This window comes from Agrobacterium burrii (genome assembly GCF_017313405.1).
Lineage (GTDB): Bacteria > Pseudomonadota > Alphaproteobacteria > Rhizobiales > Rhizobiaceae > Agrobacterium > Agrobacterium burrii.
Window position 1 is genome coordinate 55,316 of record NZ_JAFLNA010000002.1, and the last position, 12,770, is coordinate 68,085.

General features: G+C 57.6%; 13 protein-coding genes and 1 tRNA gene. 9 read left to right on the forward strand and 5 right to left on the reverse strand.

All coding sequences use genetic code 11. The features are described from left to right. Window positions 1-52: 52 nt before the first annotated feature. The gene (gene glpK / locus JZX89_RS03730; protein WP_207133125.1) at window positions 53-1,552 is read left to right on the forward strand and encodes a glycerol kinase GlpK; all 1,500 of its coding nucleotides are present in this window, start codon (window positions 53-55) and stop codon (window positions 1,550-1,552) included. Between the two features lie 55 nt (window positions 1,553-1,607). On the opposite strand, the gene JZX89_RS03735 is transcribed toward glpK, so the two are convergent. Beyond that, complete coding sequence (locus JZX89_RS03735) at window positions 1,608-2,468, reverse strand: LysR family transcriptional regulator (protein WP_207133126.1); 861 nt, start codon at window positions 2,466-2,468, stop codon at window positions 1,608-1,610. A gap of 98 nt (window positions 2,469-2,566) precedes the next feature. On the opposite strand from JZX89_RS03735, the gene JZX89_RS03740 reads away from it, so the two are divergent. Continuing rightward, the gene (locus JZX89_RS03740) at window positions 2,567-3,586 is read left to right on the forward strand and encodes a bile acid:sodium symporter family protein (protein ID WP_153514276.1); all 1,020 of its coding nucleotides are present in this window, start codon (window positions 2,567-2,569) and stop codon (window positions 3,584-3,586) included. Window positions 3,587-3,651: 65 nt separating this feature from the next. Here JZX89_RS03740 and hspL read toward each other — a convergent pair whose 3' ends face one another. Next, the gene (hspL, locus tag JZX89_RS03745; protein WP_149899660.1) at window positions 3,652-4,134 is read right to left on the reverse strand and encodes a heat shock protein HspL; all 483 of its coding nucleotides are present in this window, start codon (window positions 4,132-4,134) and stop codon (window positions 3,652-3,654) included. A 170-nt stretch (window positions 4,135-4,304) separates the two neighbouring features. On the opposite strand from hspL, the gene JZX89_RS03750 reads away from it, so the two are divergent. Both JZX89_RS03750 and JZX89_RS03755 read left to right on the forward strand, forming a co-directional pair. Then, window positions 4,305-4,550, forward strand: a complete 246-nt coding sequence (locus JZX89_RS03750) for a hypothetical protein (RefSeq protein ID WP_142841713.1) — start codon at window positions 4,305-4,307, stop codon at window positions 4,548-4,550. Further along, the gene (locus tag JZX89_RS03755) at window positions 4,522-5,463 is read left to right on the forward strand and encodes an alpha/beta fold hydrolase (protein WP_149899659.1); all 942 of its coding nucleotides are present in this window, start codon (window positions 4,522-4,524) and stop codon (window positions 5,461-5,463) included. The genes JZX89_RS03750 and JZX89_RS03755 overlap by 29 nt, the downstream gene beginning before the upstream one ends. A 23-nt stretch (window positions 5,464-5,486) precedes the next feature. Here JZX89_RS03755 and hisN read toward each other — a convergent pair whose 3' ends face one another. Together hisN and JZX89_RS03765 are read right to left on the reverse strand one after the other, a co-directional pair. Then, a complete protein-coding gene (gene hisN, locus JZX89_RS03760; protein ID WP_207133127.1) occupies window positions 5,487-6,263 on the reverse strand; it encodes a histidinol-phosphatase in 777 nt (258 codons plus the stop codon). A 333-nt stretch (window positions 6,264-6,596) separates the two neighbouring features. Beyond that, window positions 6,597-7,481, reverse strand: coding sequence for an N-formylglutamate amidohydrolase (locus JZX89_RS03765; RefSeq protein WP_046799046.1), 885 nt, complete (start codon window positions 7,479-7,481; stop codon window positions 6,597-6,599). Between the two features lie 182 nt (window positions 7,482-7,663). Between JZX89_RS03765 and cpdR the strand changes: the two genes are divergently transcribed. Both cpdR and JZX89_RS03775 read left to right on the forward strand, forming a co-directional pair. Beyond that, the gene (gene cpdR, locus JZX89_RS03770; protein WP_003497910.1) at window positions 7,664-8,026 is read left to right on the forward strand and encodes a cell cycle two-component system response regulator CpdR; all 363 of its coding nucleotides are present in this window, start codon (window positions 7,664-7,666) and stop codon (window positions 8,024-8,026) included. 82 nt (window positions 8,027-8,108) lie between these two features. Then, window positions 8,109-8,183 (forward strand) — tRNA-Val (locus JZX89_RS03775). 175 nt (window positions 8,184-8,358) lie between these two features. Here JZX89_RS03775 and JZX89_RS03780 read toward each other — a convergent pair. Further along, a complete protein-coding gene (locus JZX89_RS03780) occupies window positions 8,359-8,733 on the reverse strand; it encodes a tudor domain-containing protein (protein WP_149899656.1) in 375 nt (124 codons plus the stop codon). A gap of 416 nt (window positions 8,734-9,149) precedes the next feature. On the opposite strand from JZX89_RS03780, the gene JZX89_RS03785 reads away from it, so the two are divergent. The 3 genes from JZX89_RS03785 (at window position 9,150) to JZX89_RS03795 (ending at window position 12,767) form a co-directional block, all read left to right on the forward strand. Next, window positions 9,150-10,163 (forward strand): substrate-binding domain-containing protein, encoded by a 1,014-nt coding sequence (locus tag JZX89_RS03785; RefSeq protein ID WP_207133128.1) that lies wholly within the window; start codon window positions 9,150-9,152, stop codon window positions 10,161-10,163. A gap of 69 nt (window positions 10,164-10,232) precedes the next feature. After that, window positions 10,233-11,753 (forward strand): sugar ABC transporter ATP-binding protein, encoded by a 1,521-nt coding sequence (locus JZX89_RS03790; protein WP_207133129.1) that lies wholly within the window; start codon window positions 10,233-10,235, stop codon window positions 11,751-11,753. A gap of 12 nt (window positions 11,754-11,765) precedes the next feature. After that, entirely contained in the window at window positions 11,766-12,767 is a 1,002-nt protein-coding gene (locus JZX89_RS03795) for an ABC transporter permease (protein ID WP_153514282.1), read from the forward strand. Window positions 12,768-12,770 lie beyond the last annotated feature (3 nt).

Below are 12,770 nucleotides of genomic sequence, written 5' to 3' on the forward strand. Positions count from 1 at the left end.
AAATCGGGGCGGCTTTGCCGCCCCGTCATTGCGTTTGAAAGGGAGTGACATAATGGGCGGTTATATTCTGGCTATCGATCAGGGGACGACATCGACACGGTCGATGGTCTTTGATCGCGACATGCGGGTGATCGGTGTCGGACAGCGAGAATTTCCGCAGCATTTCCCGGCCTCGGGCTGGGTCGAGCACGATGCAGAGGATATCTGGAAAAGCGTGCTTGAGACGATCCGGCTGGCGCTTGCCGATGCCGGCATTGCCGCTTCCGACATCGAGGCGATCGGCATCACCAACCAGCGCGAAACGACCGTGCTATGGGATCGCAACACTGGCGAGGCCGTGCACCGGGCTGTGGTGTGGCAGGATCGCCGTGCTGCGCCCATTTGCGAGGATTTGAAACGCCGGGGGCTGGAGCCGCTATTTTCGAAAAAGACCGGGCTGCTGCTTGACCCCTATTTTTCCGGCACCAAGCTCAAATGGCTTCTGGATAGCGTCAGCGGCCTTCGCGAAAAGGCGGAAAAGGGAGACATCTGCTTTGGCACGGTCGATAGTTTTCTGATCTATCGCCTCACCGGCGGCCGCCGCCATGTGACCGACGCCACCAACGCCTCGCGAACGCTGATCTACAATATCGAAGACAATGCCTGGGACGAGGAGCTGCTGTCGATCCTCGACATTCCCCGCGCCATGCTGCCGGAGGTGCTGGATTGCGCTGCCGATTTCGGCGTGACGGACAAGGCGCTTCTGGGCGCGGAAATCCCGATCCTTGGCGTCGCGGGCGATCAGCAGGCGGCGGTGATCGGCAATGCCTGCTTCGAACCCGGCATGATGAAATCGACCTACGGCACCGGTTGTTTCGCGCTTCTCAACACCGGTACGGATCGCGTTGCTTCCACCAACCGGCTGTTGACGACGATTGCTTACCGTCTCGACGGTGTGACGACCTATGCGCTTGAAGGCTCGATCTTCATTGCCGGTGCGGCGGTACAATGGCTGCGGGATGAACTCGGTTTCATCTCGGTCGCCTCCGAAGTTAGCGCGCTTGCCGAAAAGGCTGATCCCAATCAGCGTGTCTATCTGGTTCCGGCCTTTACCGGGCTTGGTGCGCCCTATTGGGATGCGGAGGCGCGCGGAGCGATCTTCGGCCTGACGCGCGGCACGGGACCTGCGGAATTTGCGCGCGCAGCGCTGGAAAGCGTTGCCTATCAGACTTTCGATCTGCTGGACGCCATGCGCAAGGACTGGGCAGGCGACAATGGCAAGACGGTGCTAAGGGTCGATGGCGGTATGGTTGCATCCGATTGGACCATGCAGCGGCTGGCCGATGTTCTCGCCGCACCGGTCGATCGGCCGGTCTTTCTGGAAACCACCATTCTGGGTGCGGCATGGCTGGCAGCATCGCGGGCGGGAATCTGGCCGGATCGTGAAGCCTTCGCTGCCCATTGGAAACGCGACCGTCGTTTTGCTCCCAACATGGACGAAACGGAACGGAAAAACGCCATTGCCGGTTGGCGGGACAGTGTTGGCCGCTGCCTATCGCGGCGGGAAAACTAGAGCATTTCCAGCAAAAGTGTGAGGCGGTTTTGCGTCCGGAGATGCGTCAGGGAAGCTATACGAAGCTGCCCGGCGCGATGCACTTGCTGGAAACCAGATCGGAAAGGGCGCGCACCAGTTTTGTATCCGTGCCCTTGCTTGGCTGAAGCACAAATTCCACGTCTTCGAGTGTTGGCAGCACGTCCGCCTCAATCTCCTTGAGGCCGGCGGGCGCCATGCTGCGTGGCTGCACCAGAATGCCCATGCCCGCTCTTGCTGCGGCAGTCAGTCCGCTGAGGCTGCCACAGGTGCAGACGATCCGCCAGGCGAGACCGGCACGGTCGAGCGCTTCCTGCGCCGCTTTTCTGGTAATGCTCGGCGGTGGAAAGGCGATCAGCGGCAGGGCGTCGGGCTGGCTCAGCATCCGCTCCGGGTCACGCGCCAACCACACCAGCGGTTCGCGGTAAAGAAAATGCCCGAGCTTGTCGCCAAGACGGCGTTTGGCGAGAACGACATCCAGTTCGCCATTATCCTGCATCTGGTAAAGCACGCCGCTCAGCGAAACCGTCAGTTCCAGATCCACCAAGGGATAAAGGCGGATAAATTCTTCCAGAATGGCCGTTAGCCGGCTGGCGACGAAATCCTCGGAAACACCCAGCCTCAACCGCCCGCGCAAACGGGTTTCGCTGAACAGGGATGAAACCCTGCTGTCAATTTCAAGCATATTGCGAGCATAACCCAGCAGCGCCTCGCCTTCGCCGGTCAGTTTCACCTGATGGGTGCTGCGTGCGATCAGCCGGCGACCAAGTGCAGTCTCCAGCCGCTGAATATGTTGGCTGACGGTCGATTGGCCGACACCCAACCGCTCGGCGGCCAGCGTGAAGCTGCCGGTTTGCTGAAGCATGACGAAGCTGGCAAGATGTTGAAGGTTCAGCATTATCTCATATCATGATAACTGTTAGTCTTTGCATTCGAATTCATGATGAGTGATAGTGGTTGACATTTCAAGCAAAACCGATGCCGGAAAGACCTCCCATGACCCGCTTCCTGCCTGACCGCTTCACCATGATGCTGGTGGCCACCGTGATTTTGGCTTCCTTTCTGCCAATCAGCGGTCAGCCGGCGGAATATTTCGGGCTGGCGACGAAGCTGGCGATTGCGCTTTTGTTCTTCCTGCATGGTGCGCGACTTTCGCGGGATGTGGTGATTGCCGGCATCCTGCACTGGCGACTGCATCTGGCGATCCTGCTGGTCACTTTCGGCCTTTTCCCGTTGCTGGGTGTGGCGATCGGTTTCATTCCCGAAAGCATCCTGCCGGCACCGCTTTATATGGGCGTGCTGTTTCTCTGCGTTTTACCATCCACCGTGCAGTCCTCCATCGCCTTCACCTCGATGGCGGGCGGAAACGTGCCGGCGGCGATCTGTTCGGCTTCGGCGTCGAATATCTTCGGCATGTTCCTGACGCCGCTGCTGGTTGGCCTGCTGTTTACGGTCGGCGGCCATGGCAACGGGTTTTCGCTGGACGCGTTCCTGCAAATCTTCCTGCAGCTGTTATTGCCTTTCATCGTCGGTCAGGTGTTGCAGCCGTGGATCGGCGACTGGATCCGGGCGCGCAAAAAACTGCTGTCTCCCGTCGATCGCGGCTCGATCCTGATGGTTGTTTATCTCGCCTTCTCCGATGCGGTTATCGAGGGCATCTGGCAGACGTTTTCGCTGCGCGATATCGGTGTGGTCATCGGCATCAACATCGTGCTTCTGGCGCTTGTCCTTTGCGTGACGATGTTTGGCAGCCGGGCGCTCGGTTTCGAAAAGGCGGATGAAATCACCATCACCTTCTGCGGGTCCAAGAAGAGCCTTGCCAGCGGCGTGCCCATGGCGGGCGCCATCTTCGCCGGCCAGAGCATTGGCGCCATCGTTTTGCCGATTATGCTTTTCCATCAGATTCAGCTGATGGTCTGTGCGGTTCTGGCCCAGCGTTATGCCCGCAAAGCCCATGAAAAGGCAGCAGTACTGGAAACGGCTGCTGCAGAAGGCGTGGCGGCATCCACCCGCTGACACGAGTTTTTCGCAAACAAAAACGGCCCCGTGAAGGGGCCGTTCTTATTGCATTCCAGGAAAGCTTAGTTGACCTGAGCCGGCGTGATCTGGGCTTCGATCGTCTTCGGCGCATCGGCGCTGTCGGACGAGATCGCAATGCGGCGCGGTTTCATGGCTTCCGGAATATTGCGGACAAGATCGATATGAAGCAGGCCGTTCTTTAAGGAGGCGGTCTGAACTTCGACGTGGTCGGCAAGCTGGAAGCGGCGTTCGAAAGCACGCGTGGCGATGCCGCGATACAGGAACTCGCCTTCGGATGACTTCTCATCCCCGGACTTCTCGGCCTTCACCGTCAGCGTATTGGCGCGCGATTCAATGCTGAGTTCGGTTTCATCGAAACCGGCAACGGCCATGGTGATGCGATAGGTGTTTTCGCCCGTCCGCTCGATATTGTAGGGCGGATAGGACTGGGCCTGTTCAGGCTGGCCGAGGCCGTCAAGCATCGAAAAAAGACGGTCAAAACCGACGGTGGAGCGATAAAGCGGGGAAAAATCGACGTGACGCATGGTGTCCTCCTAAGAAGCGACTGTTTGCGGTTAAATCCGGCGTCCCGTTCTGGCAACGGCCGGACATAAGGCGCGGTCCCGTTCTGGCGACCGCAGGAATGAGATGGGAATGGGTCGCCGCCGCGTCAAGAGGGGTGCCTCAAGGGAAAACGGTGGAGGCAACATGAACCATGGCTGAACATCCGGTTCCGGCATCGTTCAGTTTGAGCGCCATAAAACTGCGGTCATCGGAGACATTCTCCGTGGACAGAAGCAATAACGTCCCTTCTTCTTCTGTCTTACTCGCCGGAACCGCGACTGCTTTAACCGACGGTTCCGGCAATTTTTTCTTTGACCTTCTGTCGCCGCCGACCTATCCGAAAAGAGTTGAAAAGCCGGAAAAGACCGATGATCGAAGCCACATTGCGCGTCAGTGAAGATAACCCGGTTCCCGGCAACCATACCGTCGGATATTTTGCCGGCCATGGCGGCAAGCAGCTTCGATATGCGATCTTCCGCGCCAGCCGCCACATTGCGCGCGGAACGGTGGTTCTTCTGCATGGCCGCAACGAATGTATCGAGAAATATTTCGAAACGGTTGCCGATCTGACGGCCATGGGTTTCTGGGTCGCGACCTTCGACACACGCGGCCAGGGCGGTTCCGAACGGCTGCTGAAGAAGCCGGGCGCCGGGCATGTTCGGCGTTTTTCCGACTACCAGCGAGATATCAGCCTGTTTCTCGAACAGGTGGTGTTGCCGGATACGCGGCTGCCATTCTTCATGATTGCGCATTCCACCGGCGCGCTTGCAGCACTTGCAGCCGCTCCCGGCCTGTCCAACCGCATCGACCGTCTGGCTCTTTGTTCGCCATTCATTGAGCTGGACAGTCAGCAATCCTTTCCCGCGCCCGTCATCCGGCTGGTCTCGACCGTTTTAAGCCTCATCGGTCTTGGAAGAGTGCAGCTCGGCAAAGATCAGCGCGAGCGCGATTTCGACGGCAACCCGCTGACGTCGGATGCTCGGCGTTTCACCAGAAATCTTTCGCTGCACAGGCAATTTCCGGAATTGTTCATCGGCGCGCCGACGGCGCGCTGGGTCTATGAAGCGCTGAAGACCATGGCGCGGGTGACCCGTCAGGATCATCTGACGAACATCACCATTCCGACCCTCATTCTGGCGCCGATGCTGGATACGATCACGCCCTATAAGGCGCAGGAGGAGCTGTCGCGCAATTTCCGCGCGGCGCAGCTGCTTCCCATCACCGGCGCGCGCCACGAATTGCTGCATGAGCGCGATGTTTTCCGCAAGCAGGCGCTGGCGGCCATCGACGCGTTTTTCGCGCCGGAATAATGTGGCCGCCGAAACGGGACGGTCTATAGTTCCGAAAGAATGGCAAGCGCCTGTTCGTGCACGGCTTTGGAGCCGGCGGCCAGAATACGTCCGCCATTTTCCGGACGTCCGCCATCCCAGGTGGTGATGATACCGCCGGCCTGCTCGATCACCGGAATGAGCGCGCCGACATCATAGGGCTTCAGGCCGGATTCGATCACCAGATCGACGTGACCGGCGGCAAGCAGGCAATAGGCGTAACAATCCACCCCATAACGGAAAAGGCGGACCTGTTCCTCCACCTTTTCGTAGAAGGGCTTTTCCTCAGCGGTGAAGATATGCGGGGTGGTGGTGAACAGCACCGCATCCGACAGCGAAACGCAGTCACGCGTGCGGATCTTTTTTTCGCCATCCGGGCCGAAATACCAGGCGCTCTCGCCATCGGCGAAATAACGCTCTTTCGTGAAGGGCTGGTCCATGATGCCCATCGTGGCGCGGCCGGCCGACTGGAAGCCGATCAGCGTACCCCAGACGGGCACGCCGGAAATAAAGGCGCGGGTGCCGTCGATCGGGTCGATAACCCAGATATGCTCGCGATCAAGGCCGACATTGCCGTGTTCTTCGCCAAGAATGCCATGCTGCGGGAAGCGCGCCTCGATGAGGGCACGAATGGCGGTTTCCGCCGCCTGATCGCCCTCTGTCACAGGATCATAACCGCCATCCTGCTTGTTGGTGACGGCAATGCCCGTGCGGAAGCGGGGAAGCGTTTCAGCGCTGGCTGCATCGGCAAGTTTGAAGAAGAAATCCCGGTCGGGCAGCATGCGAAACCTCATTGCCTGAATGATGGGCCTGAATGATGTGGCCTGAATTGCGTGGCGAAATGCATAGACCGGAATCGTATCCGCCGTCCACTCGTATGGACGCGGGAGCCGGCGTTTCCATATTTTCGGCATAAGTCTAAAAAATAGGCATATAATAAAATGATTGACAATTGTGCATGTACTGAATAGCGTGACCCTGCAGTCTTTGACTGTAAATACCCTCCTTGGGTGTTTCCTCCCTAGACTTGACCGCGCCAAAAGCGCGGTTTTTTTTGCCCGGCGTACTGCCAAGCGGTCTGGGCTAGAGATTTGAAATGTCGGGGATTTGACGCGTTATTCGGCGGCGAGCGAGGTCTCGATCGCGTATTCCGAAACGAAAGCGCCTAGCTGGCGCATAAAGATTTCCAGCGATGCCTGAATGGCCGGAAAATCGGCTTTCTTCGAAAGCGTCTTTTCATCGACGTAAAGCGATCGGTTGACCTCGATCTGCAGCGCGTGGAGGGAGCGAATGGGCCGCCCGTAATGTTCGGTGATGAAGCCGCCGGCATAAGGCTTGTTGCAGACCGCGATGAAGCCCAGCTCCTCAAGGAAATGCAGGGCGGCGCGGGAGACTTCCTGGGAGGCGCTGGTGCCGTAGCGATCGCCGATGATCACATCCGGTCGGAGGTTTGAGCCGGCTACGCGGATATTGCCGGGCATGGAATGGCAATCGATCAGCACCGCCATGCCGAAATTGGCATGGGTGCGGGAAAGGAGGCGGCGCAGGCAGGCGTGGTAGGGTTTGTAGATTGTCTCGATCCGCGACAACGCCTCATCGACCGGCAGGCGGTGAGCATAGATATCCATATTTTCGGCAACGATGCGCGGCACCGTGCCCAGGCCGCCGGCGACCCGCATGGAGCCAATATTGGCGTAAGGTGGCAGGGTGCCTTCGAACATGCGCGGATCAAGCTCATAGGGCTCGCGATTGACGTCGAGATAGGCGCGGGGGAAATTCGCTTTCAGAAGCGGCGCGCCGATCTCGGGGGCGGCGGCGAAAAGCTCGTCGACGAAATGATCTTCGGAGCGCCGGATCTCATGCGAATCGAGCCGCGCCGATTCGAGGAAGGAGATGGGATAACAGCGGCCGCTATGCGGTGAATTATAGACGAATGGCAGGGTTTGAACGGCAGGCTCCGTTACCTCAAACAACTCATACTCGCCCGTTACCCAGTCCATTCAGGCCCATTTACCATGTCGCAAACTATCAGGACGTTCATGTTGCCAGTTACCGTGCAGCAAGTCCATACTGTCGCCAAAGCAGCGCTATACCGATTCACGTGTTCACAGGATATTTACCGTGAAAATCCTATAATCGGGCTAGGGTATTTCAAACATTGAGCAGTTACGGTCACTTAACCATGAATCAAAAAATTCTTCTTGCTGAAGACGACAACGATATGCGCCGCTTCCTCGTCAAGGCGCTGGAAAAAGCCGGTTACAAGGTTTCTTCCTTCGACAATGGCGCAAGCGCTTACGACCGGCTTCGTGAGGAGCCCTTTTCACTTCTGCTGACAGATATCGTCATGCCGGAAATGGATGGCATCGAACTCGCGCGGCGCGCGACCGAGCTCGACCCCGACCTGAAAGTCATGTTCATCACCGGCTTTGCTGCGGTTGCGCTGAACGCCGATTCGAAGGCCCCGAAGGACGCCAAGGTGCTTTCCAAGCCATTTCATCTGCGTGATCTGGTGGATGAGGTCAATAAACTCCTTGTGGCGTAAGGCCTCTCAAAAAACCTTCATAAAACCGAAAAAAAGCAGTTGACGCATGAACCGGTTTTGTGGTCTATCCGCCGCCAACGGAGGGCGTGTAGCTCAGCGGGAGAGCACTACGTTGACATCGTAGGGGTCACAGGTTCAATCCCTGTCACGCCCACCATCCGAATTCTTAAGTATCAAGGCCTTGCGAAAAATCGCAGGGCCTTTTTGCATTGCGGTCTCAAGGTTCATCGAACCTGTTGATGAGGTTGCTTTTCAGTGCATCCCGCAAATAAGTCCCCACCTGCTGGAGCAAGTGGGGATACGATGACTTTGGAACGGTGCTTGTTAAAAACTCACTGTGTTCTGCAGCGTCCTGTCTTGGTCGTTTCCTTGTCGCCATCGTCGTAGGCAATGCCAATCTTCTCGCCTGCAAGCGAGGAGATCTTGCCAGCGTACCACTGTCCAGCACCCTTGTAGTTGCACTCGACCCGCGTGCCGATCATCCAATCGTAAGGGCGCACCTTGTTAACTGCGACCGTTTCGCGATCTCCATCGTCGTAACGAATAGTGACCTGCCCACCGGAAACACTATCGATAACACCCGGGAACCAGTATCCGGCGTCCTTATAGTTACCCAGCACCCAGTCGCCTTTAGTTTGTGCTGAAACAGAAGATGCAAAAGATGATGCAACACCAAGAATAACTGCGGCGATCAAAATTTTGTTCACGGTATTCCCCCCAAGGGCCAAGCCCATAACGCTCCTGTAAAATGACGGAAGCGGCTCAACAGTGGTTAAGCAAATACTTGATAAGCGAATTCACCTGAATATGTCATTAATACTTCCGGTTGATGTTGTGATATCTGTATTCGAGCCTTTTTCTTTTTCGGATCAACGTTCAGGCAAAGTTCTACCCGCTCGCGCAGACCGACAGTTGGTGTCTTGAGGTTGTGAAATGGGCGGGTGCCAAGCCAAGAGATATAGTTTCGAGTTACCCCGCAATATCCTGCAATAAATTTCGCTCATAAAAATAAAATGCGAAATGCATTGACGCGTGTTCGATTTGCCGATATCTCAAATTCATGCAATAAATTACATCGCTTAAAATTTATTGCAGATTAGCTCGTTGTCCTTGGGAGGGGAATATGTTGGCTTTTCTGAAATCGACCGTTGCTGCGGGTGTTTTTGCCGTGGCGATTTCCGCTGGCGCGGCTTCACCGGCCGCCGCTGCGGGCAAATTCGCCTGCGAACCGGGCGAGACCTATGTGATGAACGTCATGGTTTCCAGCCATCCCTATTGGGTGCCGGTCTTCGAAGGTTTCAAGCAGGCCGCAAAGGCGCTCGGCTGTGAAGCGGTTTTCACCGGCACGCCGGAATATGACATCACCAAGCAGATCGCGTCCTTCGAGCAGGAATTGGTGAAGAAGCCGAAAGGCATCCTGCTGCATCCGATGCAGGCCGATCCTTTCATCGAGCCGATCAACAAGGCGATGGACTCCGGCGTTTCGGTGACGACTTTCGCGGCGGATTCTCCGAAGTCGAAACGGACCGCCTATATCACCTCGGACAATGTTGCCGAGGCGAAATTTGCGGCCGACGAAATCGTCAAGAAGCTCGGCGAAAAGGGTGAATATGCCGTTCTGGAAAATCCGGGCCAGAGCAACCACGATCTGCGCGTCACCGCCCTCATCGACTATATGGGGCGCACCTATCCGCAGATGAAACTGGTCGGCCGTCAGGCGACCAATCAGGATGCGAACGTGGCCTATCAGGCTACCGGCGCCCTGTTGCAGGCCAACCCCAATCTCGGCGCATTGTGGATTCCCGAGGCCGGATCGGCCGAAGGCGCGACCACCGCTGTTCTCGAGGCGAAGAAGAAGGTCCTGATCCTGCATGCGGATATTACGCCTGCGACGCTGGAGCATATCAAGCAGGGCAATATCTACATGTCCATCAATCCCAATCAGGGTGTTCAGGGCTTCATGGGTTTCATGAACACCTTTCTGGGTGCCCATTCGGACCTGATCGACCCGTTCAACGACTATAAGGTGTCCGGCTTCAATCCGATGCAGGTTCCTTCGATGGACAATGGTTTTGCTGTCATCACCAAGGCGAATGCCGCTTCCTTTGATCTCAACGATTATATGAAGGGGCGCTGACGCGTCGCCCTTGAACCGGCGGGGTTTAAGCCTCGCCGGTTAAACGGGAAGCAGCTTCGGGAGGGCGTTATGGGCGAGGTCATCCTCAGCATGACGAATATTCATAAGGCGTTCGGCCCCGTGCGGGCGTTGCGCAGTGCCGCACTTGAATTGCGGCGTGGCGAAATCCACGCGCTGGCGGGTGAAAATGGCGCCGGCAAGTCGACGCTGATGCATATTATCGACGGCATTCTGCAGCCGGATGGTGGCGAAATCCTGCTGGACGGAAAACCGGTGCGGATATCTTCGCCCAATGCGGCGAACCGGCTCGGCATCGGTTTTGTCCATCAGGAGATTGCCCTTTGCCCGGAAATTTCGGTTGCCGAGAACATGTTCATGTCGGAGACGGGCCAAAGCCGCTCCTTGTTCATGAATTATCGTGATCTCGGCAAGCGGGCCGCAACCATCCTGCGGGAAATCGGGGATATCGACCCCGCCAGCCGCGCCGGCGATCTGTCGATTTCGCAACAGCAGATAGTCGAAATCGCTAAGGCGTTGACGCTGGATTGCCGCATCCTGATCCTGGACGAGCCGACGGCGGCGCTGACCGAAACCGAAGCCCAGACGCTTTTCCGGATCATGCACCGGCTGGCGGACCGCGGGATTGCGATCATCTATATCTCGCACCGGATGGCGGAGATTTTCGAGCATTGCGACCGCATCACGGTCATGCGCGACGGTTGCCACATCAAGACGGCGAATATCGCCGAGATTTCCCCTGAGGAGGTCGTCAACAGCATGGTCGGGCGGGTTCTTGACAAGCTCTATCCGCCGAAACTTTCGGAAGATGAAAAGTCGGACGATGTCATTCTTTCTGTTCGGGGATTGAATGAGGGAAAGCGGGTTTTCGACGTCGATTTCGATCTGCGTCGCGGCGAAATCCTCGGTCTTGCCGGTTTGATCGGTGCGGGCCGAAGCGAGATCGTGCGGGCAGTCTGCCGGCTGGAAGGGAAACCCAGAGGCGAAGTTACCCTGCGCGGCCGGCCACTGAGGCTAAAGGATTATCGCGACAGCATCCGCGAGGGGCTGGTCTACCTTTCCGAGGATCGCAAGGGTGACGGGCTGTTCCTCAATATGTCCATCGCCGAAAATGTCTCGGCGCTTGATGTGGGGAGGATATCGAACGGCATGGGCTTCATCGAGCGGCGCAAGGAAATGAAGCGCGCCGATGAGCTGGGCAAGCGGCTGAAATTACGGGCGAACAGCGTCGGCGATGCCGTCTCGACCTTGAGCGGCGGCAATCAGCAGAAGGTGGCGCTGGCAAAGATGTTGTCGGTGGAACCGGAGGTCATCTTTCTGGATGAGCCGACACGGGGGGTGGATGTGGGCGCAAAGGCCGAAATCCACCGCCAGATACGGGAACTGGCGCGTGAAGGCGTTGGAGTGGTGGTCATATCCTCGGAGCTGCCGGAACTCATCGGCGTCAGTGATCGCGTGCTGGTCGTGCGCGAAGGGCGCATTGCCGGTGAGGTCGAGGGAGAGGACATGACGGAGGAGAAGATCATGCAGCTTGCATCGATCAATATAGTGCATAGCCCGGCCGGGGCCTGAGGGAGCGGGAAAATGGCAACATCGGAAACACCTTCAAGCCTTGCCGAGACGGCGGTTCGCCGCACCGCCTGGTGGGAGCCGGCGCTGAAAGCACGGGAAACCGGACTGATCGTCATCATCCTCGCGCTTTTTGCGGTGATGTCGTTCATATCTCCGTATTTTCTGACCGTGGACAATCTGCGGGCCATGGCCATGGTTTTCGCCATCGAAAGCATTGTCGTGGTTGGCATGACGATCCTGTTGATCTCTGGTGGCATTGATCTCTCGGTTGGCTCCGTCACGGCGCTGGCGATGGTCGCGGCCGGCTGGCTGTTTCTTAACGGTGTCGATCCCTGGGTAGCGGCCGGGCTGGCGATCTGCCTCACGACACTGGTCGGCATGGCCATGGGATTTCTGACCACGGTCATCGGCCTGCATCATTTCATCGTGTCGCTCGGCGTCATGGTGATTGCCCGCGGCGTTTGCCTGCTGGCAACGGGCGGTCGGCCGCTCGGGCTTTATTCGCTGCCCCCGGAATTCAAATTCATCGGCCAGGGCGCGCTTGGCGGCATTCCGCTTGTGCTGATCATCTTCGCTGTCGTCGTCGTCTCCTTTGATCTGCTGCTGCGGCGCACCACAGCCTTTCGCAAAGTATTTTACACGGGCAGCAATCCCAAGGCGGCAGCCTATTCCGGCATCCGCGTCGGCCGGGTTGTGTTTGCCACCACCACACTGTGTTCGATGCTGGCCGGTGTTGCGGGCGTGATCTATATGGCCCGCTTCGGATCGGCCCAGCCGAGCTTCGGCGTCGGCATGGAACTCAACGTGATCGCTGCGGCGGTCATTGGCGGCGCCAGCCTTTCGGGCGGCTCGGGCACCATTCTCGGTGCAATCCTCGGGGCGATCCTTCTGTCGGTCGTTTCCAGCTCGCTTGCCTTGCTCAATGTGTCTGTCTACTGGCAGGACATCATCAGGGGCAGCATATTGCTGACGGCGGTTCTGTTCGACCACTATCTGGTCAAGCGTCGCCGCTGAGCG